This is a genomic window from Thiocystis violacea, assembly GCF_016583575.1.
In the GTDB taxonomy this organism is placed as follows: Bacteria; Pseudomonadota; Gammaproteobacteria; order Chromatiales; family Chromatiaceae; genus Thiocystis; species Thiocystis violacea.
In genome coordinates this window covers 118,193-138,683 of sequence record NZ_NRRG01000004.1, presented here as the reverse complement: position 1 = coordinate 138,683, position 20,491 = coordinate 118,193, and the positions used below count along the sequence as shown (strand labels likewise).

The 20,491-nt window shown below is 65.7% G+C and carries 16 protein-coding genes; 5 read left to right on the top strand and 11 right to left on the bottom strand.

Annotation, left to right across the window (positions count from 1 at the left end; all coding sequences use genetic code 11):
• Positions 1–4: 4 nt before the first annotated feature.
• The 6 genes from CKO27_RS03835 to dmeF form a co-directional block, all read right to left on the bottom strand.
• Positions 5–3,865: a DUF1631 family protein gene (locus tag CKO27_RS03835; protein WP_200373556.1), complete on the bottom strand. Its 3,861-nt coding sequence runs from the start codon at positions 3,863–3,865 to the stop codon at positions 5–7.
• Positions 3,866–3,912: 47 nt separating this feature from the next.
• Complete coding sequence (locus CKO27_RS03830) at positions 3,913–6,084, bottom strand: alpha-amylase family glycosyl hydrolase (RefSeq protein ID WP_200373555.1); 2,172 nt, start codon at positions 6,082–6,084, stop codon at positions 3,913–3,915.
• A 154-nt stretch (positions 6,085–6,238) separates the two neighbouring features.
• Positions 6,239–6,577: a cupin domain-containing protein gene (locus CKO27_RS03825; RefSeq protein ID WP_200373554.1), complete on the bottom strand. Its 339-nt coding sequence runs from the start codon at positions 6,575–6,577 to the stop codon at positions 6,239–6,241.
• Positions 6,578–6,612: 35 nt separating this feature from the next.
• A complete protein-coding gene (locus CKO27_RS03820) occupies positions 6,613–10,470 on the bottom strand; it encodes a DUF3683 domain-containing protein (protein ID WP_200373553.1) in 3,858 nt (1,285 codons plus the stop codon).
• 197 nt (positions 10,471–10,667) lie between these two features.
• Positions 10,668–11,102 carry a hypothetical protein gene (locus CKO27_RS03815; protein WP_200373552.1) on the bottom strand — a complete coding sequence of 145 codons (435 nt, stop codon included), beginning with the start codon at positions 11,100–11,102 and terminating at the stop codon, positions 10,668–10,670.
• Between the two features lie 114 nt (positions 11,103–11,216).
• Positions 11,217–12,182, bottom strand: coding sequence for a CDF family Co(II)/Ni(II) efflux transporter DmeF (gene dmeF / locus CKO27_RS03810; RefSeq protein WP_276570121.1), 966 nt, complete (start codon positions 12,180–12,182; stop codon positions 11,217–11,219).
• 72 nt (positions 12,183–12,254) lie between these two features.
• Here dmeF and CKO27_RS03805 point away from each other — a divergent pair, with 72 nt between their 5' ends.
• Positions 12,255–12,530 carry a metal/formaldehyde-sensitive transcriptional repressor gene (locus CKO27_RS03805; protein ID WP_200373551.1) on the top strand — a complete coding sequence of 92 codons (276 nt, stop codon included), beginning with the start codon at positions 12,255–12,257 and terminating at the stop codon, positions 12,528–12,530.
• A 148-nt stretch (positions 12,531–12,678) separates the two neighbouring features.
• Here the strand turns inward: CKO27_RS03805 and CKO27_RS03800 are convergent, their stop codons facing one another.
• From CKO27_RS03800 to CKO27_RS03790, 3 genes are all read right to left on the bottom strand, one after another.
• Complete coding sequence (locus CKO27_RS03800; protein WP_200373550.1) at positions 12,679–13,332, bottom strand: hypothetical protein; 654 nt, start codon at positions 13,330–13,332, stop codon at positions 12,679–12,681.
• Between the two features lie 139 nt (positions 13,333–13,471).
• Entirely contained in the window at positions 13,472–13,957 is a 486-nt protein-coding gene (locus tag CKO27_RS03795; protein ID WP_276570120.1) for a YchJ family protein, read from the bottom strand.
• Positions 13,958–14,137: 180 nt separating this feature from the next.
• Positions 14,138–15,043: a complex I NDUFA9 subunit family protein gene (locus CKO27_RS03790; RefSeq protein ID WP_200373548.1), complete on the bottom strand. Its 906-nt coding sequence runs from the start codon at positions 15,041–15,043 to the stop codon at positions 14,138–14,140.
• A 113-nt stretch (positions 15,044–15,156) separates the two neighbouring features.
• On the opposite strand from CKO27_RS03790, the gene CKO27_RS03785 reads away from it, so the two are divergent.
• Positions 15,157–15,951, top strand: coding sequence for a sulfite exporter TauE/SafE family protein (locus CKO27_RS03785; RefSeq protein WP_200373547.1), 795 nt, complete (start codon positions 15,157–15,159; stop codon positions 15,949–15,951).
• A 4-nt stretch (positions 15,952–15,955) separates the two neighbouring features.
• Here the strand turns inward: CKO27_RS03785 and CKO27_RS03780 are convergent, their stop codons facing one another.
• Together CKO27_RS03780 and CKO27_RS03775 are read right to left on the bottom strand one after the other, a co-directional pair.
• Positions 15,956–16,591 carry a hypothetical protein gene (locus tag CKO27_RS03780; protein WP_200373546.1) on the bottom strand — a complete coding sequence of 212 codons (636 nt, stop codon included), beginning with the start codon at positions 16,589–16,591 and terminating at the stop codon, positions 15,956–15,958.
• A gap of 124 nt (positions 16,592–16,715) precedes the next feature.
• The gene (locus CKO27_RS03775) at positions 16,716–18,650 is read right to left on the bottom strand and encodes a transglycosylase SLT domain-containing protein (RefSeq protein WP_200373545.1); all 1,935 of its coding nucleotides are present in this window, start codon (positions 18,648–18,650) and stop codon (positions 16,716–16,718) included.
• A gap of 46 nt (positions 18,651–18,696) precedes the next feature.
• Between CKO27_RS03775 and CKO27_RS03770 the strand changes: the two genes are divergently transcribed.
• The 3 genes from CKO27_RS03770 (at position 18,697) to amrA (ending at position 20,484) form a co-directional block, all read left to right on the top strand.
• Positions 18,697–19,032: a hypothetical protein gene (locus CKO27_RS03770; protein WP_200373544.1), complete on the top strand. Its 336-nt coding sequence runs from the start codon at positions 18,697–18,699 to the stop codon at positions 19,030–19,032.
• A 68-nt stretch (positions 19,033–19,100) separates the two neighbouring features.
• A complete protein-coding gene (gene amrB, locus CKO27_RS03765; RefSeq protein WP_200373543.1) occupies positions 19,101–19,889 on the top strand; it encodes an AmmeMemoRadiSam system protein B in 789 nt (262 codons plus the stop codon).
• The gene (gene amrA, locus CKO27_RS03760) at positions 19,867–20,484 is read left to right on the top strand and encodes an AmmeMemoRadiSam system protein A (RefSeq protein ID WP_200373542.1); all 618 of its coding nucleotides are present in this window, start codon (positions 19,867–19,869) and stop codon (positions 20,482–20,484) included. Before amrB ends, amrA begins: the two co-directional genes overlap by 23 nt.
• Positions 20,485–20,491 lie beyond the last annotated feature (7 nt).

Here is a 20,491-nt window from a genome sequence, read left to right as displayed (position 1 = left end):
TGGGCTAGAGCATATCCTCGATGAAAAGCGGTTTTTCGATCGCGTAGCCCTGGGCGTAATCCACGCCAATGTCGCGCAGCAGCTCCAGGATTTCCTGGTTCTCGACATACTCGGCGATGGTCTTCTTGCCCATGAAGTGGGCGATCTCGTTGAAGGATTTGACGATTTCACGATCCTGCGGACTCACCAGGATGTCCTTGACGAAGGATCCGTCGATCTTGACGAAATCCACCGGCAGTCGCTTGAGATAGCTGTAGGAGGACATGCCGGCACCGAAATCGTCCAGCGCGATCTGGCAGCCGAGCCCCTTGAGATCCTCCAGGATGATCGCGGCCTGATCCAGATTGACGATGGCCGCGGTCTCCGTGACCTCGAAGCTGACCATCTCGACCGGGACCGCGAATTTCTCCAGCCCAGCCCGGATGTATTTGATGAGATCCGGGTCGGTCAGGGACTGACCTGAAAGGTTGATCGCCACGCCGCCGATATCGCGCACCTTGGTCGGATTCCCGTGGATCCACTTGAAGGTCTCGTCGATCACCTGCCGATCCACCTCGCGCATCATGTTGAAGGCCTCGGCGGCGGCGATGAAGGATTGCAGCGGCAGCGGAACGCCTTGATCGTCGTAGACGCTGAGCAGGATCTCGCAATGGGGCGACAGGCCCGCCGTCGGATCCAGCGGAACGATCCGCTGATAACGCAGCTTGCGCCGCCCCGCCTTGATCGCTTCCTCCGCCTGAGCCCAACTGCGCATGTGGTCCAACTGGCGGGCGATGACCTCGTTGTCCTCCCGGAACAGGACGATGCGGTCGCCACCCTCGCGCTGGGCCGCGAGACAGGCCACGCTCGCGGCGGAAACGAGCTGCTCCGGACTCCCGTTCTCGCCATCCAGCATGGCCATGCCGAGACTGCCGGAGATGCGAAAGGATTTGCCCTGCAGATCGAACGGCATCACGGTCAAGCCGGCGCGGATGGACTCGCCGATCTCCGTGGCATGATCCAGATCCATCACGGGCATCAGCAGGCCAAAACGGCTGCCCCCCATGTAGGCCAGACAGATGGCGTCTTGCACCACCCCCTCCAGCAGCTTGGAGACGGCCATCAGCATGCGTTCGCCGACCGAGTAGCCAAAGGTGCCGGTCAGGGTGTCATAGCGATCCAGCTCGAGAAAACAGAGCGCATGGTGGACGCCGTCAGCCTCGCGCGGCATCAACAGATGCGTCAGGGCGCCAACCAGGTGGCGCTGGTTGGACAACCCGGTCAAGGCATCGTGTGTCTCGTGATACTTGAGACGTTCCTGCATCTCGGAGAGCGCGGCATCCGCGGCCCGCGTCACGATCCGCTTGCCGGTTGGCGCCTGGGCATGCGCGTGACCACGCGCGAAGGCTTCCGCCAGGCGGTTGCGACGCAACACCTTGACCTTCTTGCCCATGGTGTCGGTCACCGCGAGGCGTGACCCGTCATCATTGCGCCAGATCAGGCGCACCGCCTTGTTGGCCGCGTCCTTGGTGCGCATCCAGATCAGGGAACCGATCGCCAGGGAGGCCAGATCGTTCAGGGCCTGCTCCCAGTCGGAGGCGGACAGATCACGCGGAACCCGTTCGGGCTCGCTCTCCGCGTCCGGCCTCAGCGGCATGAAGGTCACATAGTCCTCATCCCGATCCAGCGAGGCACGGACCCGCCGCGCGGCGGTTTCGACGCGGCCCAGCAGTTCGTCGCTGACGATGGGGTCGATACCCATGTAGGTCAGACCGGAACGGGCTTCCTCGATCAGGGTTTCCAGCTCGACCCTGGGTTCGTCGTCGGACTCGCCGTCGCCGCCGGTCAGTTGGTGAAGCGCGCGCAGGAGTCGCCAATGCTTACGCCAGCGCGGCTCGTCGATTCCGGAATTGGCGCAGACCAGATCCAGAAGGTTCCGCCATCCGACATCGAGCAGCTCAAGGATGACCTTGTGGGCGCGACGGCCCCCGAAGGTCGTGTTGAGCCGTTCGCGCACCTCCTCCCTGGCGATCCGCCCACGCTCCTTGGACTCGCAGATATTGACCCAGTTGGAGATGTTGTCCTGATACTCGCGCCCGGCGCGCGAATCGAGATCTCCGACGTGCTTGCCGATCTCGTCCAGCGCCTTGGGGTCATGTCCGTCGGCGACGGCGAGCTTCTGGACGACCTCGTCGAACTCCTTCTGGAGCTTGCCCTCGACCGCTTCGTCGTTCTGGAAGTAAGTCGCCAGGTGCTCCAGCTTGTTGATGAGGTTGACCAGTGGTTGCTTGGTATCCGAGATCCCGCCCGGCTCGGTCAGGGCCATGGAGAGAAAACGCTTGGACAGCGGCTGGATGAGCGATTTGAGCCGTTGCGGGGCGACGGTGTCGGACAGCATGAGCGCCAGCAGCCGATCGGTCACGTCGACCCGCTCCTCCACCTGAGGCGACATCACCGGCTGACGGTCCGACCGACCGGCCGGGTTCTTGGCCTCGGAGGCCGTGAGCCATTGCGACACCAATTCCCGCAGAGGTCGGTTCGGATCCGGCTCGGGAATCTGATAGTCGGCCGGAAAACTGGCGAGTAGATCCGCCACGCGACGCCCGCCCGTATAGGCCCGACCGCGCCGCTCCAGGCTGACATAAGGCGATCGCTGAGGATAGTTGGCCAGCAGGTTGGCCATCACGCCGGCCGCCTGGGTGAGCGCGGCGTTGGCCTCGGCCGCCCCCATACCGGACGCCGACGCCGGCCCTGGCGCGTTCTGGCTCGCGCCCGGTTCCGGTCCGCCGGCCGCGGCGGGGCTGGGGTTGGACGCGAATCCGGCGGCATCGCCCGCCGACGCGACACCGGGCGGGGGCGCGACACCGCTTGACGCGGGCGAGGATTCCAGTCCCGCCGTGGACCAGGCGCGCAGGATCTCGCGGTAGAAGGAGCCGAGGTTGCGCGTGAGATGGCTGGCCACGGCCTGGAGGCCAATCCGCTGCAAGTCGGCGCCGAGCCCGAGTTCGCTCAGGGTGCGCTCGATGATCTCCGCCAGCGCCATGGGCTCCATGGGGAGCGAGGCATCGTGGAAGATGGAGGAGATATTCGTCCGCAGCGCCTCCAGTGGCTCGCGCAGTTCGTCCTCCAGCCTGTTGGCCAGTTCGGACTTAGCGAGCCAGATCTCGAACTCGTTCTGATCGACGAGCTGCAATCCGTCCTTGAGGGACAGCGTCCCGGACATCGCGGGCGGAGGGGAATCCTCTTTCTGGGCCTTGCCGACGTTGTTCAGGGCGTCGAGCAAGTCCTGGAGGAGCCGTTTAGAGATATTATCGTCGTGGACCGCCCGCGCCAGCAGGCCGATCTCACCGGAGAAACGGGCCCGCTCGGCATCGCTTCCCGCCCGCTCGGTATGACTCCAGAGTTCCTCGACCAGGGATTCGAGCAGCGAATCCAGCAATCCGCCGAGACGCTGCTGCCCAACCTCCTGAAGAACCTCCCGCGCGCGGGCGCGCGTTGGGTTGGTATCGATACCCGTTTCCAGCTCGCCGCTCGCCGCCGCCCGATCACTGACGAAGCGCGCCAGTCTGGCCCGCCCATCGCCCGTGAGCCGCACGAAGCGCGCGCCCAGGCTCCGATCGACGCGATGCACCACCTCGATGACGGCCTGCACCGGATCCATGCTCTGCGCATCCGGGAGATCGAAGTGGATATCCACATGCTCGCCGGACTGAAAGGGCAGCTCCGGCTCGGCGTACCCGGACTCGAGCAGCACGCCACCGTTACAGATATTGCGCACGCGACAATTGGTCGGCAGTTGATTGCGACCACGGACCTTGGCATGCAGATCCACCACATAACGTGCCTGGATGCGGCGGTCCCGGTAGTCTCTATTTTTGTCGGTCATGCTTGCGATCATATACAGATTAGGGTGGCTGATACCAGCCGCGCGACTCAGCGCAGATAAGGCCCGTCCTCGCCGATCTTGCCGGGTCCGTCGAGCACGTAAATCCCGGCGGAATTCGCCTTGACATGGAAGGCCAGGTGTCCGTCGCTTGCGATCTCCCGGCCGGTTACCGCGTCGCGGTACAGACCCGGCGGCACGCCATCGATCTGGACCTCTTGATCGGAACCGATCGCCAGCCCGACCGCCGCCAGGCTGCCGCTTTCCAGATGGTCGCGGACGAACGCCATGCCGCTGCCCCATTCGTTGAGATGGGAGAGGGTCGCCTTCTGCAACGCCGGAACGGAACGCCGGATCAGGTTGAGACGCTGGAGATGCAGAAACAGCGGATGGGCGCGGGTCTGGCCGATGCGTTCATCGCTCAAATGGTCGCCGAAATAAGCGCGTCCCGTGGTGTGCAGGGTATCACGCTCTCCTTCCACGTCCTGTGGCGCGCCCTTCATGAACTCGATCTCCTCGCCGTAATAGAGACAGGGAATGCCGCGCGCGGTCCAGATCAGGTTGTAAGCGGCAGCGGCCATCCACTGCTCGCCCTGGAAGCGGTATTTGAAGTCGTTGTCCGGACCCACGTCGTGGTTCTGCAGGAAGGTGACGAGTTGGGTCACGTCGCCGTAGATCCAATCCATGCTCAGAATCTGCCCGGTGCCGCCGTAGGTGCCCTTGCTGACGGTATCGCGGAAGGTCGAGAAGAGTCCGAAATCGAGCTGCGGAAAGCCTGAATCGCCACCCGAACGCGGATCGCGCGGATCCTGCCCGAGGCGGGTATACCACCAGGGCCGGATCTGCGACGGCCCGTTGTCGCCGCCGCCGAGATCCCCCCAGCCATAGCCCTTGACCAGATTCTCGCCGAAGACGAAGAGCCCCGGCTTGTGCGCCTTCCAGGCATTGACGTATTCGAGCAGATTGTCGCGCTCGACGTGCTTGACGGTGTCGATGCGCAGGGCGTCCACGCCCATGTCCAGATAGCGGTTGATGGCCCCGATGATGTAGTCCTTGACGTTCTGGCGCTCGGTCGCGAGATCGATGCAATCGCCGGCCAGGTGTTTCTGCTGGAGCGGATGGGCGCTCTCCCAGTCGCCGCCGCAGATGAAGCCCTCCTGGTGATACCAGTTCGGGTCCAGATCCTGGGGGTCGATGCCGAAGAAACGACCGGGGTTGTAGCCGGGCTTGGGGACGGTCTCGCCGGTCTTGGGATCGACCAGCGGCTCGATACCCTCCGGGTCGCGCGCGTGGCGCTCGCGGTACCAGTCCGGCGCGAGCGGGTTGTCGATGTCGTCGCGGTTCGGCCAGGCGTAGTGGCCCAGGCTGCCCTGATAGGGGCCGTGATTCACCCGGCCCGGCTCGGAGCCTTGCGGCACGTAATATTTGATCGGCAAATGGTCGATGTGGACCTGACCGCGAATGCCGTACTGACAGGAGTGATTGACCACCACGTCCTGGATGATCTTGATGTTCTTGGCGTGCGCGGCGTCGATCAGATCCTGATAGGTCGCATCGGGCGACTCCAGACGCGGATCGATGCGGGTCCAGTCATAGGCGTGATAGCCGTGGTAGTCCAGGCCCGAGCGGTTCTCCACCGGCGGCGTGATCCAGATGGCGCTGAAGCCGAGATCCCGGATGTAGTCGAGCCGTTGGATCAGCCCCTTGAAGTCGCCCCGCCAGTGCGGATCCACCGGGTTGCCGCCGGCATCGAACTGGATGCGGTCGCGGCAGAAGAAATTGTTCGAGGGGTCGCCGTCGTAGAAGCGGGTGGTCAGCAGGAAATAGATGGTCTCCTCGCGAAAATCCGTCCGTTCCGCGATCGGACGCAGCTCGGTCGCGACCCGCGCCGCGACGGGCTGGCGCGGTGTGCTCGCCTGGGGTATCGGCGCACTCACCGGCGGCAACGTCTTGCCATCGGCGGACCAGACGCCAGCCGCCGTCAGCCAGCCATCCTCGGCGCGATGCTGATCCTGGGTCTGGCGGCCCTGGGCGTCGTGAACGACCAGGCGGGCCTGCGCGATGCCCGCGAGCCGAATGACGTACCAGCCATCGCCCTGCGCGGTCATGGGCAAGCCCGGCCACTGGGTGCCGAAGCCGCCCGGATGACCGTCCCAAAGATGGATGTGAATGCTCTCCGCCCAATGCGAAGGGCGTTCGAAATGGATGACCAGTTCGGTCATGGCGGGACTCCAGACAGACTCAAGACGGGGTTTGGGTGCGGTGTTCCGGCGTTTTTAGGGATCCACGGCGAGGAAGCCTCGGGGCCTCCCAATCCGCTATCCTACCCGTCCTCCAGCGATCGCGTCGCGAAGGAATCCCGTGGGGCATGCGCATTCACCCGTCACCGTGCGCCGCTGGATCTGGATGGATATGGATGGCCAACCAAACGCAGCAGGGTTCGCTCGAGGTGCGAAGCACACGGTGCGGGACGCGCGCCGGGATGAAGCGATAGTCGCCGGCCCGCAGGGTGAGGGTCTCGCCATCGATCCAAAGCTCCGCCCAACCCTGGAGCAGACAGACCCACTCGTCCTGGATCTGATCGTAGAGCGTCGGATCCGGCCGATCGCTGCTCACGATTCGCTCGATCGAGACGTTACGGCAGCGCAGTAGATCCTCGAACACCTCGCCCGCGCCGATCTCCGGCAGGTTCTCGAACAGATTGCCGCTGCTCATGCGCCGGTGTCCGTCTTGACCATGCCCGAACCCCGCTAGAGCAGAATCCGCTCGATCCCGCCCGCCTCGGCCCGATGGAGAAAGCGTTCCCGCCATCCCTCTCCGAGCAGACGATTGGCTAGTTCGACCACGATGTAGTCGGTCTTGAGCCCGGTGTCGTCCTGATACTTGCCCAATCCCTGCTGGCAGGCGGGACAGGCGGTGAGCAGCTTGACCTCGCCCTGATCGACGCGATCCCGGCCGGTCAGCGCGCGGATGCCGGCGGTAAGCTCCTCCTGTTTGCGGAAACGGACCTGATTGGCGATGTCCGGACGCGAGGTGCCGAGGGTGCCGGCCTCGCCGCAACAGCGATCGGAGAGCTTGACCGGCTGACCGATCAGGCTGGTCGCCACCTTGATCGGCGCATGGGTCTTCATGGGCGTATGGCAGGGGTCGTGGTAGAGATACTGGACACCCTGGACGCCCCCCAGACCGACGCCCTTCTCCATCAGCCACTCATGGATGTCGAGCAGTCGGCAGCCGGGGAAGATGCGCTCGAACTCGTACTTGAGCAGTTGATCCATGCAGGTTCCGCAGGATACGAGCACCGTTCGTATATCCAGATAATTGAGCGTGTTGGCGACCCGGTGGAAGAGCACCCGGTTCTCCATGGTGATCCGGCGTCCGCGCTCCTCCAGCCCCGCCGAACGCTGCGGATAGCCGCAGCAGAGATAGCCCGGCGGCAGAACGGTCTGGGCGCCCTGTTCCCAGAGCATGGCGAGCGTGGCCAGGCCGATGTCGGAATAGAGACGCTCCGACCCGCAGCCGGGGAAATAGAAGACCGTCTCGGCATCCTCGGCGACCACGCGGGGGTCGCGCAGGATCGGCACCTGGGTCCGGTCCTCCAGGGCCAACAACTGGCGAAAGGTGCGCTTGGGCAGATCGACGCGCACCGGGCGACCGACCAGATCGACCATCAGGCTGGCCAGCGCCGGCCGCCCCGTGGTCGCGCCTGGACGACTGGTGCGGCCCGGCGTCAATCCGAGCCATCCGGCCAGACGATGGGCCTGGTTCATGGCCGCGAAACCCCATTCGGCGAGTCCCAGGCGCAGCAACCGGATGGCGCGCGGATCGGTGACGTTGAGGAACTGCATCGCCGCCCAGGCGCCGGGACTGAAGCGTTTCTGGCCGCGATCGACCAGGATGCGCCGCATCCGCATGGTGACGTCGCCGAAGTCGATATCGACCGGACAGGGGGTCAGACACTTGTGGCAGACGGTGCAGTGATCCGCCACGTCGTTCATCTCGACGAAGTGTCGCAGCGAGAGTCCGCGCCGGGTCTGTTCCTCGTAGAGAAAAGCCTCGATGATGAGCCCGGTGCCCAGGATCTTGTTGCGCGGCGAGTAGCTCAGATTGGCGCGCGGCACATGGGTCATGCACTTGGGCTTGCACTTGCCGCAGCGCAGACAGTGCTTCACATCGTCGTTGAGCGCGCCAAGCTCGGTCTCTTCCAGGATGATGGCCTCCTGTTCGAGCAGGCGCAGCGAGGGGGTGTAGGCCCCGTCGAGCCCGGATCCGGGCATGAGCTTGCCCCGGTTGAACAGCGCCCTGGGATCGACCCGCCCTTTGTAGGCGACGAAGGCGTCCACCTTGTCCTGGTCCAGGAACTGGAGCTTGGTAATGCCGATGCCGTGCTCGCCCGAGATGACGCCGCCGAGCCCGGTCGCCAACTCCATGATGCGGGCGACCAGCCGATCGGCCTCGTGCAGCATGGCGTAGTCGGAGGAATGGACCGGAATGTTGGTGTGAACGTTGCCGTCGCCGGCATGCATGTGCAGGGCGACGAACAGACGTGAATCGCGCGCCTGGGCGTGGATCTCGCGCAGACGCTCGCGCACCCGCGCCAGCTCCTGGCCCGAGAAGATCTCGTTGAGTCGATCCGCGACCTCCGCGCGCAGGGACTGGCGCAGATCGCGCCGGAGCATCATGGCGATCAGGCTGTCGCCCTCGCGCCGCCGGGCCAGCGCGCCCTCGTCCAGCAGCTCCAGGTGATCGGCGGCGGCCTGGTCGAGCCGCTCCAGGACGCTCCGCCAGCGCGCGCGGGCGCGCAGGATGGACTCGCGCGCGGCCTCCCGCTTGGCGTTCAGGATGGCGACGGCCTCGTCCGAGGCCTCGTAGTCATCCCCGGCCCGCGCCTCCGGCATGTCCGAGGCCAGATAATCCAGCAGGGCCGCCAGGATGGCGTCCTTGTTGCGGATCGACTGCTCGATGTTGATCCGCTCGATGCCCCGGCTGTAATCGGCCAGCCGATCGAGCGGGATGACCACGTCCTCGTTGACCTTGAAGGCGTTGGTGTGGCGCGAGATGGCGGCGGTGCGCGCGCGATCGAGCCAGAAGCGCTTGCGCGCCTCGGGGCTGACGGCGATGAAGCCCTCGCCGTCGCGCGCCTGGGTGAGTTCGACCACCCGCGCCGCGGCCTGGGCGACGGCCGCCTCGTCGTCACTGACCAGATCCGCGATCAGGACCATCTTGGGCAGCTCGTGGCGCGCCGCCTTGGTGGAATAGTCCACGGCGCGCACATAGCGCTCGTCCAGGTGCTCCAGACCCGCCATCTGGACGCCGGCCTGGGATTCGATGTAATCCTTGATCTCGACGATCGCCGGCACGGCCAGATCCAGATCGGTGCCGAAGAACTCCATGCAGACCGTGCGCGCATGCTCGGGCATGCGATGCAGGACGAAACGGGCCGAGGTGATGAGACCGTCGCAGCCTTCCTTCTGGACACCCGGCAGACCGGAGAGGAACTTGTCGGTCACGTCCTTGCCGAGTCCGACCTTGCGGAAGGACGCGCCCGGCATCTCCAGGATCTCGGGCGCGCCGCGCGGGGTCCGGCCATCCGGGGCGAAGCGCGAGACGCGAAAGCGCACCAGCGCCTGATCGTGGATCTTGCCCAGGTTGTGATCCAGCCGCTCGACCTCCAGCCAGTCGGCGTCCGGCGTCACCATCCGCCAGGAGGCCAGATTGTCCAGCGCCGTACCCCAGAGCACCGCCTTCTTGCCGCCCGCGTTCATGGCGATGTTACCGCCGATGCAGGAGGCGTCCTGCGAGGTGGGATCGACCGCGAAGGCGAGCCCGTTGGCATCGGCCAGATCGGAGACGCGGCGGGTGACCACGCCCGCGCCACAGTGCGCCGTCGGGACCAGTCCCTCCACGCCCGGCAGGGCGACCCGCTCGACGCCCGAGAGACTTTCGAGCTTCTCGGTATTGATGACCGCCGTCAGCGGATGCAGGGGCACCGCCGAGCCGGTATAGCCCGTGCCGCCGCCGCGCGGGATCAGGGTCAGACCGCAATCGATGCAGGCGCGCACGACGGGCGCGACCTCGGCTTCGGTATCGGGCGAGATGACCACGAAGGGCAATTCGACGCGCCAGTCGGTCGCGTCGGTGGCGTGGGAGACGCGCGCCAGACCGCCGAAGTCCAGATTGTCCTTGCGCGTGAGGCCGGCGAGCGCCTTGCGCAGCCGCGCGCGCTGCGCCTTCTCCAGCTCGAACCAATCGCCGAATCGCTTCACGGCCACCCTGGCCGCGGCCAGAAGCTCCGCCGCGCTCGGGTTCTCGTTCAGCCGTCGCTCGAACTGATCGAGCCGATGCGCGAGCGCCTGAAGGAGCAACCGCCGGCGTCCCAGGTTCTCCAGCAGGTCATCCTGGAGATAGGGGTTGCGGGTGACCACCCACATGTCCCCCAGCACCTCGAACAGCATCCGCGCGGAACGCCCGGTGCGGCGGCTGCCGCGCAGCTCCTCGATCCGACGCCACATGGGCTCGCCGAGAAAGCGGATGACGATCTCGCGATCGGAGAAGGAGGTGTAGTTGTAGGGGATCTCGCGGAGACGTGAGGCGGATTCGGACATCATGAGGGGCTGCGAAGGCTCGGGTTATTGCACTGCACAAAATGGTACTGCAAAGTGCCCGACCAATGGCCATCAATGCAGCTTATGGCCTGACATATCGAGTGTCCTTGGTCTTCATCTGGCCTGCGCGATCCTTGCGGAGTCGACGTCGGTCGTTGAAACAGGAATTTCCAAACAACTTCTAAAAGCGATGGCGCGTTTCAAGGCTTTGCTTTGTTCTTCCACATGACATGGCAGGTGATGCAGGCATTGGTCAGCGCGTAGGCTGACTGGCTAGCACCGAGCCAATCTCCAGCGGCAGCGGCTTCCGTGATGCGTGTCGCCTCGCTGTCGAGAACCTTGTCATACGACAGCAGGCTCTGCTTGAACGCGGCCTGATCGGCGTCCGTCATGATGGTCCAGGGCTTGTGGTTGGGCGCGGGGTGTTTGAGGATCATGTCCGCGGCGGTCTTCGTCAGCTCGGCGTTTTCGCGCACGATGCCTTCCTGGATCATCGCCAGGGACGCACCCATCACCTCCATCAACTGACGGTAGGTCATGTCGGCTTGGCGCTTGGAAGCGACGAGCTGATCGGCGTCGCCCTCCTCGGCCTGTGCGAGTGGGACGGCGAGGGAACAGGCAAGGGCCAGGGTCATTAGCGGTTTCATCTTCTACCTCTCGATGAATGGCTGGGATCATCCGATGGCCAGACCGGACATCCGTGGCGCCACCCGTTGGGGTGGCCATGAAGTGGCTGATGTTGCGCGGGTTCAGGCGACCATCGCCCGCGCGGCGCGGCGATTGACTTCCACGGTGACGTGGACCAGCTCGTCGTGAATACTCAGTGCCTGCCGCACCGCGTCCGGCTCAAGGGTTTCGGTCACCACCAGTGACAGGACGCAGGCGTATTTGTCCTTGCCGACCCGCCAGACATGCAGATCCGCGATCTCGGCGGCGACTGGCAGCTCGGCCACTACCTCGCGGATTTCCGCCACGACGGGGCGATCCATCTCGGCGTCGATGAGCACCCGGCTGGTGTCGCGCAGCAGGCCATAGGCCCAGGTCGCCACTAGGGCGGCACCGACGATCCCCATGACGGGATCGAGCCAGGCCGCGCCCCAGAGCTTGCCGCCGAACAGCGCCACGATGGCGAAGACGGAGGTCGCCGCATCCGCCAGGACATGCAGATAGGCGGCACGCAGATTCAGATCCTGATGGTGGTCATGATGACCGTGCCCGTCGTCATGATGATGGTGGTGGTGATGCGCCTGGTCGTGCCCATCCTTGAGCAGCCAGGCACAGACCAGATTCACGATGAGGCCCAGCACGGCGATTCCGATCGCCTGGTTGTAGTGGATCGGCATGGGCGCGAGCAGTCGCTCGACGGACTGGTACAGCATCAGACCGGCCACGGCGACCAGAAAGACGGCGCTGGTGTAGCCCCCTAGAATCTCGATCTTCCAGGTTCCAAAGGCGAAACGGGGGTCATGGGCATAGCGGCGCGCGGCGGCATAGGCGAGCACCGAGAGCCCGAGGGCCAGGGCATGCGAGCTCATGTGCCAGCCATCGGCGAGCAGGGCCATGGAGTTGAAGATCCAGCCGCCGGCGATCTCCGCCACCATCATGGTGGCCGTCAGCCACACCACCCAGCGCGTGTTGCGTTCGGCCAGCGGATTGCCCTCGTCGAAGACATGTGAGTGTTGCCAGTTCTCAAGCGCGGCGGCGTCTTGCATCATGGGATTCCTCGAAGTGGATCGTCTCTCATATACTCTACCCCTGTACCCTACATTACAGCAAGGCGAACGCCCATGCCCCATACGATCAAGGACAAGAAAGCGCTGCTCGCGCGCGTACGCCGGATTCAAGGTCAAGCCATCGCGTTGGAGCGCGCACTCGAGCAGGAAAGCGACTGCTCGGCCGTACTCCAGCAGATCGCCGCGATTCGCGGCGCGGTCAACGGACTCATGGCGCAGGTGCTGGAGGGACATCTGCGCGAGCATCTGGGTGGAGAAGATCGGACACCGCAGCAGCGCCACGAGGATCTAGAGCAGGTGCTCAGCGTCTTGAGATCCTATCTGAAGTGAGGAAAAGCCGACGGTTTCCTGACCAACCGCCCAGGAGCCTTTCCTGATGGTCGAGGTCGTTCCAGAGGAGCGTCAACAAGAGGACGCTGGGGCTATCCGTGTTGCTTGACTGACTTGCAGCGGTTCGATTCAGGTCTCCAGCACGCCATCACGCTTGCCGAGCGAGCCATTCCAGCTCGGCCGCCGCCTCGCGGTAGTAATCGTGATAGGTAGCCAGTCCGGGCTCCTTGGCCGTGCGTTCGGTGAAGGCCACCAGTACCGGATACTGACGGCGGGCGAAGTCGATCCGTTCGTCCGGCGGACTCCATCTGACGAAGCTTGCGAAGCTCACCACCAGATTGCCTCCGGCCGGATTCCGCATGGCCGTTTGCAGCCGACCCAGTAAGACCGGATAGAGCTTGAGCGCGTTCTCGGCGTAGCTCCGTATCCGGGGCGCCTGTGCCATGAGGGCCGCGCGCTCGGCGTCGAAGCCGTCACGATCAAGGATGCGTCGGTCGCGATAGACCAGCGGTGCCTGGTCGGAGATGTCGCACGCCCAGCCTTTGCGAGGGATCAGCATGTCGCCCTGATCTTCCTCGCGGCGATAGGCATAGAAGGGCATGGCGCGGCAGCGCAACGGTTTGTCGTCCTGAATGCCGCAGCGCTGATCGACCAGCGCGGGACAGGCCATGGCGCGCGGGAGGTAGGCGGTCGGCACGATCGAAACGGCGACCCGCTTGCGGTTGGGGAGTTCGAGGCTCGTCCCCAGCTCCGCGGTCAGTTCGAACGCGCGCACTCCTTGAGGGACGGGGGTCCAAACCATCGCGAGCGGAAATCGTCCGGCATGGGTGAACGTCTCCTTTAGCGTCAGTGGCAGCCATCCATGGCAGCATTGCCCACAAAGGGTGCAGGCAAAACGCTGTTCCGCCGGCAAGCCTATGGGCGGGCGTCCCGCGCCCACCTCAGGATGCCCCGCAGCACTTCTTGTACTTCCTGCCGGAGCCGCACGGGCAGGGATCGTTCCGGCCCGGCTTGGCGACGCGCGCAGGCTCGCCCTTGGGGTTCATCGCGCTGCGCTGATAGAGCCAGCGCCCGTCCTGGCGGCAGAAATAGGCCAGCTCATGCTGCATATGCACCTGCCCGCGATGCTCGTAACGGAAGGTAAACTCGACTTGTCCGGTGGAGTCCTCGGGGCCGCCATCGACGACCCGCAGGATTTTCAGGTCGAGCCAGGTCGCCTCCGCGACGAAACGCTCGGAATCCAGCCGGTCGAACTCCGCACGCGCTTCAGGGGCATCCGTGCGTTCGATGTGATCCAGATTGCCGACGATATAGGCCGCGTAGCGCGAGCGCATGAGCGCCTCGGCCGTGCGCGCCGGCGCGCTAGCAAGGACTGGGCCGCAGCAATCGTCGAAATCGCGGCCCGAACCACAGACGCAAGCAGACATCATCGATTCCCAAGGTTAGCGGCATGGCCTAAGAAGCTGTTTAGGAATTACTATTTCAACGAGTTACGTTATCTCGGCAGGGTTTCCGAGGGCCTGATACGGCCGTTCGTGGTGAGTCCCGAGCCTGTCGAAGATTCGAAGGCGCCCCCGCGCCGGGAACGCCGCGAGCAAGCTCCCGAATCAGGTCAGATACCCAGGCACGACGACCTCGATATCCGTGGCCTCGATCCCGAGTTCGGCCAGACCACTGGTTCGGCACAGGCTGTCGACCTGGAGCGACTGGTAGTTGTCCATCGTGAACAGCTTGCCGGGCAGTTTCTCGAAGACCCTGGCCTGAAGCCGCGAGAGCCGATCCGTCAGCCCGATGACGCGGATCGGGCGGCCGATCGTCTGGCTGGTGTACATCACCAGATCCCGCAGGGAGAAGATCCTCGGACCGCAGAGGTCATGGACCTGGCCCTGGGTCTCCGGCGCGTCCATGGCGCGCACGAGCGCCTTGACGACATCGCCGACATGGACGGGGGCGAACCGCGCCTCGGGACAGGCCAGCGGCAGGAACCCCGGCATCCGGCGAATCAGCCCGGCGAAGCGATTGAAGAAGCGATCCCCCGGACCGAAGATCACCGATGGACGAAAGCTGGTGACCGCCAAGCCTTGCACCGAGGCCGCGTGAACGACCCGCTCGCCACGCCCCTTGCTGCGCAGATACTCGCTGGGGCCGGATTCGGCGTCGGCGCCCAAGGCGCTCAGATGCAGGAAACGCGGCACGCCGGCCCGGAGCGCCGCCCGCGTGGCCCGCTCGGGCAGCGTCACATGGGACTGCTCGAAGGTGCGTCCGGCGCCTTCGTCGAGGACGCCGACGAGATTGACGACGACCGTGCAGCCCGCCATCGCCTCCACCAGATCCTCCTCCGACCAGCCGGCGATCGGATAGGACTCGCAGCCCTGGATCAACCCGAGATCCCGGCAGCGATGCGGATGCCGCGCCGGCACACGAGACGGAACACCGAGACGCGCGAGATGATTCAAGAAATGCCGACCGACGAAGCCGGTTCCTCCGAGGACAAAGACGCGCTGTGTTTTCATCTCAGTGATGACTCGATCGCTAGGTTGAGGGGGTGTCGCGCCGGATCCGCCCAGACGCGAACGGCGTCGCGTATTATAGCCCGCATGCCACAGGTCGCCTGTCCCCGCTGTTCATGATCGAGTTCCTGTCCTATCTCGGAATCGGTGCCCTCTCGGGTCTTCTCGCGGGGCTCTTCGGGGTTGGCGGCGGCGTCATCATGGTTCCGGCCCTGATCCTGGTCTTCGGCCATCTCGATCTTGGGGGCGTCTGGACGCCGCATCTCGCGGTCGGAACCTCGCTCGCCACCATCATCGGCACCGGCGCCGCGTCCACCCTCGCCCACCATCGCCGCGATGGCGTCCGTTGGGACATCGTGATCCTGCTGGCGCCTGGAATCGTCATCGGGGCCTGGATGGGGGCGGCCCTGGTCGGCTGGATCCCGGAGGTCTGGCTGAAGCGTCTATTCGCCGCCTTTCTCGCCTTCGTCGGCGTGCGTCTGCTGTCGACGCAAGACCTGGCCGGTTCCATCGGGCGGCTGCCGGGTCGGGGCGGGCTGGCGCTCGTCGGGGGCGGCATCGGGATGCTCTCGGCCCTGGTGGGCATCGGCGGCGGGACGCTTACCGTGCCCTTCCTGAGTCACCGGGGTCTGGATCTGCGTCGGGCGGTCGGCACCTCGGCCGCCTGCGGCCTGCCGATCGCGCTCGCCGGGACGCTGGGATTCGTGCTGGCGGGCTGGGGGCGCCTGGGGCTTCCGACGTTGAGCACGGGGTTCGTCTATTGGCCAGCGGTGCTGGCGATGCTGATGGCCAGCATGCCGACGGCCCCGGTCGGCGCCCGCCTGGCCCACGCGCTACCCGTGCGCTGGCTGAAGCGACTCTTCGGCGCTTTGCTCCTGCTGATCGCCGCGCGACTCGCCTTCGGTGGCTGATCCGTTAGCGATCGGCTGGCCGGTCCAGAATCAACCGTCGGTAGAGATAGACCTGGCCACTCTGGTCCCTAAGCGCCAGCCGGCCCTGGTCCAGGGCGAACTCGAACGTCTGGGTGAAATCCCCGCTCCGATTGGTCATATCCAGACGATTGGTTCCGACATGGATATCGCCCTCGATGTAACCCTTGCAGGACGAATAGATCCGATAGAGCCCGCCCTGCACGATCAGTAGCCCGCCCTGGTTGTCCTCCCAGAGTCCTTCCAGTCCGGCGCCACCCCAACTCGACGCGCCGCCGGGCATCGCCTGTTGCATCATGTTCGCCATCGAGCCGGCCTGGGAACCGCCCGGATAGGGCATCATCGACGCGGCTCCCGGGATCTGTCCGAGCGCGGAGGGCCAACCCGTCATCCCCATGGGGTGGCCCGCGCCGGGCGCGAGCGGCGGGACCGCGGATCCGAACCCTCCGGCGCCGGTAAAGCCCATGGCCTCCATCATGCGGGCGATCGCCCGAGCCATCTCCTGGGCCGCCGTTTCCTGGGCCTCGACCGTCGCGAGCGGAGGGGCGAACAGCATCGCCGAGAACAAGAGCTTGACCGCAATCGAGCGGATGGATGGAGAGCGTGCGAACATCGGTGACATGAGTCGAATCGAACCCTGAAAACAGCCTGGATATGGGTGGACGACCCAATCATGAGGAGCGACCTCGAACGAACGGCTCCGGGCGTCAGTCTATCAGACCGAACGCCGCCCGATCCCAAATGGCTCAAGGTGCCACGGCATCCGCCACGCGGCCATCCAGCCAGAAATCCGCCGCAGGGATCGGCGGCAGCAGATCGCTCAGGCGCGTCGGCCCGAGACCCAGTCGATCCGCGTAGATGATCCGATAGGCCATGACCCGCTCCACGTAGGCGCGCGTCTCGTCGAACGGAATCCGCGCGATCCAGAGATCTACGGGGGTGCATTCGGACGGCAGCCAATCTCGAACGCGCCGGGGACCCGCGTTGTAGGCCGCCGTCGCCAGCGCGGGATGACCGAAGCGATCGCGCATCCAGGTCAGATAGGTGCTGCCCAGGGCGATGTTCAGCTCGGGATCATGCAACGCCCAGCGCGATGGCTTGTCGAGACCCAGGGTAGCGGCGACCTCGGCCGCCGTCGCGGGCATGAGCTGCATCAACCCGATGGCCCCGGCGGGCGAGGCGATGGCGCGCGCGAAGACGCTTTCCTGACGCAGGACCGCATGGATCCAGTCCGCGTCGATGCCGATCCGCCAGGCTTGCTCGCCGATCAGATCCCGATAGGCCAGCGGAAAACGAATCTCGAGATCATCCCAGTAACCGGACCGGGCGAGCATGAGGATGGCCTGATCGTGCCAACCGCCCTGGTCGGCCAGATGGGCGGCGGCCATGAGGCCATCGGCGTCCAGGTCGCGCGCCAGGGTTCGCCACTCGCGACGCACATCGGTCTCCCGATCCAGTCGATGCAGCGCATTGATGCGCCGATAGGCTGGGCTGTCGGTCAGGGCGCGAACCCGCTCCGGCGCCACCGGCGTCGCGCGATGGCTCAGGTTGTAGGGCTGACCGATACGGTCGGCCGCCATGAAGCCCCAAAAGCTGCGTTGTCGCGCCGCCAGCTCCAGGGTGGCCCGCGCCTCCGTGGCCTGGCCGAGGAATTCCTCGGCGCGTCCCTGCCAGTAGAGCCAGCGATCGCGCTTTTCCTCGCCATCCGGCATCGCGGCGATCCACTTGGCCAGCCAGTCCCAGGCCCTCAGTCCGATCGCCGCGCGCAACCGTCGCTCCTGCTCCGGAAGATTGTCCGCACCGGCCACGAGCGCGTCCCAGTAGAGCAGACCCAGCCGGTCACCGCCCGCCGCGAGGCCCCGACCCACGGCGCTGTAGGCGCGCTCGCGCGCCGCCGGATCATCGGCCATCCAGTGCTTCAGACGCTCCAGCGCCTCGGCGGCCTGGATCGGATCCTGGCGCGCCAGGCGCTGGAGGCCATGAGCCAGGATCGCCGCCCGTTGGGGGTGCGGGGTCTCGAAGCGGCCGGGCTCGGAGATCCGCGACGGCTCCTGGTCCAATTCCAGCCATTGGCGCAGCCAGTCCCGATCGCTCTCCGGCAGCGACCGCCCCAGATGACGGGCCAGCCCGGACTGGCCCGCCTCCATCGTCAGGCGAATCCGCTTCCAGATCCGCTCCGTCGTCAGATGCCCGGCCTGGCTCCAGCGCTCGAAGACCGGATCGCAGGCATTTGGGCGAGACCGGCCGGACAGCCAGAGCGTCTCGACCTGGGGCATGGCCTCGGCCTCGCGTCCGGTCTCCATCAGCGCGCGAAGATAGAGACAGCGACGCTCGACCGAGGCGTCCGGCCGATGGATACGGGCATAGTCGGCCCAGCGCCCGGCATCGGACAGACGCCGCAGATAGGCCAGCCGCAGCCGTTCCGCCAGCGGGGTGTCCGCATAGGTGGCGAGGAAATCCTCGAGGCTCGCGTCCGGAGCGCTCTTCAGGTCTGTCGTGATCTCGGCGAACACCAGGTAGGGATAGAGCGGATGGTCGCGCGATCGCGAGGACAGGCGCTCGAATCCTTCGCGGTCGCCACGTTTGAGCGCCGCCTCGGCCGCCAGGAAATCCGCATCCTGATCCGCCAGAACGGGCATGGCGACAAACAGAAAGACGCTGACCAGTACAAGGGGTAGCATTGAGAGCAAACCTCGAAACACGTCAATCGACCCAAGCGGAGCACCCATGAGAGCGACCATTATTGCACTCATCTTCCTTTTGATCGGAGCCGCCGTCGGCGGTGTCCTGGCCATCGGATTCGGCGCGGGCATGGGCGCGGCCGGGGGCCTGGTGATGGGCGCCCAGGCCGGTGTCTGTCTCGCGGCCGATACCGCGCGCGAGCAGGGACGGCTGGACGAAACCGCGCTGAACACACTGATCGCAGGCACCATTTCGAAGGTTCGCGCCAAGAGCGCGGCGGTGCCGATGGAGGCCGAAATCGACTGGGTCGAGAACGCCGCGGACTGCGCCGATCTACTGGCGAAATTCTCGCAAGGCGCGCCCGCCGCGCGAACGGAATAAGGGCCAGGAACGTCTATAGTGATGATGGAGGCTTGATTCGACCGGAAACCCGCGTGGAGGTGAAGCCCATGTCAAAGGTTCGAGCGCCCGCCGTAGCCGACCGCTTCTATCCTGGCGACCCCGAGGAACTGATGCGTCTGGTCGACGGCCTGCTCGACTCGGCTGGCCCGACGACGGCCGCGCCGCCGAAGGCCCTGATCGTGCCGCACGCCGGCTACATTTACTCCGGCCCCATCGCCGCGAGCGCCTACGCCACCCTCGCGCCGGTCCGCGACAGGATCCGCCGGGTCGTGCTCCTGGGTCCATCGCATCGCCTGGCCTTCCAGGGACTCGCCACCACCAGCGCCGATGGCTTCGCGACCCCGCTGGGGACGGTCGGGATCGATCGCCAGGCCATCGACCTCGCCCTGACGCTCCCCCAAGTCAGCATCCTGGATCAGGCGCACGCCCTGGAGCACAGCCTGGAGGTCCAGTTGCCCTTTCTGCAGCGCGTCCTGAGCGATTTCAGCCTGGTTCCCTTCGTGGTCGGCGAGGCCGGACCCGAGGCCGTGGCTCAGGTACTGGAACGGCTCTGGGACGGCCCCGAGACCCTGATCCTCATCAGCTCGGACCTGACGCACTATCTGGACTACGAGAGCGCGCGCCGCATCGACACCGCCACCTCGGCGGCCATCGAGGCGCTGAACCCGGAGTCGATCGGCCAGGATCAGGCGTGCGGGCGGATCCCGGTCAATGGCCTGCTGACCCTCGCGCGTCGCCGGGGTCTCAAGGCGCGGACGCTGGATCTGCGCAACTCGGGCGATACCGCCGGGCCGCGCGATCAGGTGGTGGGATATGGCGCCTATGCCCTCGCCTGAGCCCATACCGGTCCACGACGCCGGGCAACGCGCCACGCTGCTGAAGATCGCGGCCCGTTCGATCGCGCATGGACTCGAGCGCAATCGACCCCTGGAGGTGGATCCGGCGGACTACCCGGAACCACTGCGCGAACCGCGCGCCACCTTCGTCACCCTGGAACTCGGCCGGAGGCTACGTGGCTGCATCGGCGTACTCGAGGCCGTTCGACCGCTGGTCGAGGACGTCGCCATGCACGCCTTCGCCGCCGCCTTCGAGGATCCGCGCTTCGCTCCACTGCGTCCAGCCGAGTATCCGGATCTGACCCTCAAGATCTCGGTTCTCAGCCCCTCCGAGCCCATGCCTTTCAACTCCGAGGCCGATCTGCTGGGCCAGATTCGCCCAGGCGTCGACGGTCTCATCCTGCGTGACCGGGGACATCGGGGCACATTCCTGCCCTCGGTCTGGGAACAGCTTCCCGACCCCAGGGAGTTTCTCGACCACCTCAAACTCAAGGCCGGACTGCCGCCTGGACATTGGTCCGACAGCATCCAGATCCTGCGCTACACGACCGAGTCGTTCCAGGGGCCGATCCCGGCCTCGATGGGAAGACCCTGATTTGTGG

What these genes read in the sequence shown, in the direction of transcription:
- CKO27_RS03835 (WP_200373556.1), bottom strand. Translation starts at nt 3,865, where the DNA reads ATGACCGACAAAAATAGAGACTACCGGGACCGCCGCATCCAGGCACGT.
- CKO27_RS03830 (WP_200373555.1), bottom strand. Translation starts at nt 6,084, where the DNA reads ATGACCGAACTGGTCATCCATTTCGAACGCCCTTCGCATTGGGCGGAG.
- CKO27_RS03825 (WP_200373554.1), bottom strand. Translation starts at nt 6,577, where the DNA reads ATGAGCAGCGGCAATCTGTTCGAGAACCTGCCGGAGATCGGCGCGGGC.
- CKO27_RS03820 (WP_200373553.1), bottom strand. Translation starts at nt 10,470, where the DNA reads ATGATGTCCGAATCCGCCTCACGTCTCCGCGAGATCCCCTACAACTAC.
- CKO27_RS03815 (WP_200373552.1), bottom strand. Translation starts at nt 11,102, where the DNA reads ATGACCCTGGCCCTTGCCTGTTCCCTCGCCGTCCCACTCGCACAGGCC.
- dmeF (WP_276570121.1), bottom strand. Translation starts at nt 12,182, where the DNA reads ATGATGCAAGACGCCGCCGCGCTTGAGAACTGGCAACACTCACATGTC.
- CKO27_RS03805 (WP_200373551.1), top strand. Translation starts at nt 12,255, where the DNA reads ATGCCCCATACGATCAAGGACAAGAAAGCGCTGCTCGCGCGCGTACGC.
- CKO27_RS03800 (WP_200373550.1), bottom strand. Translation starts at nt 13,332, where the DNA reads ATGGTTTGGACCCCCGTCCCTCAAGGAGTGCGCGCGTTCGAACTGACC.
- CKO27_RS03795 (WP_276570120.1), bottom strand. Translation starts at nt 13,957, where the DNA reads ATGTCTGCTTGCGTCTGTGGTTCGGGCCGCGATTTCGACGATTGCTGC.
- CKO27_RS03790 (WP_200373548.1), bottom strand. Translation starts at nt 15,043, where the DNA reads ATGAAAACACAGCGCGTCTTTGTCCTCGGAGGAACCGGCTTCGTCGGT.
- CKO27_RS03785 (WP_200373547.1), top strand. Translation starts at nt 15,157, where the DNA reads ATGATCGAGTTCCTGTCCTATCTCGGAATCGGTGCCCTCTCGGGTCTT.
- CKO27_RS03780 (WP_200373546.1), bottom strand. Translation starts at nt 16,591, where the DNA reads ATGTCACCGATGTTCGCACGCTCTCCATCCATCCGCTCGATTGCGGTC.
- CKO27_RS03775 (WP_200373545.1), bottom strand. Translation starts at nt 18,650, where the DNA reads ATGCTACCCCTTGTACTGGTCAGCGTCTTTCTGTTTGTCGCCATGCCC.
- CKO27_RS03770 (WP_200373544.1), top strand. Translation starts at nt 18,697, where the DNA reads ATGAGAGCGACCATTATTGCACTCATCTTCCTTTTGATCGGAGCCGCC.
- amrB (WP_200373543.1), top strand. Translation starts at nt 19,101, where the DNA reads ATGTCAAAGGTTCGAGCGCCCGCCGTAGCCGACCGCTTCTATCCTGGC.
- amrA (WP_200373542.1), top strand. Translation starts at nt 19,867, where the DNA reads ATGGCGCCTATGCCCTCGCCTGAGCCCATACCGGTCCACGACGCCGGG.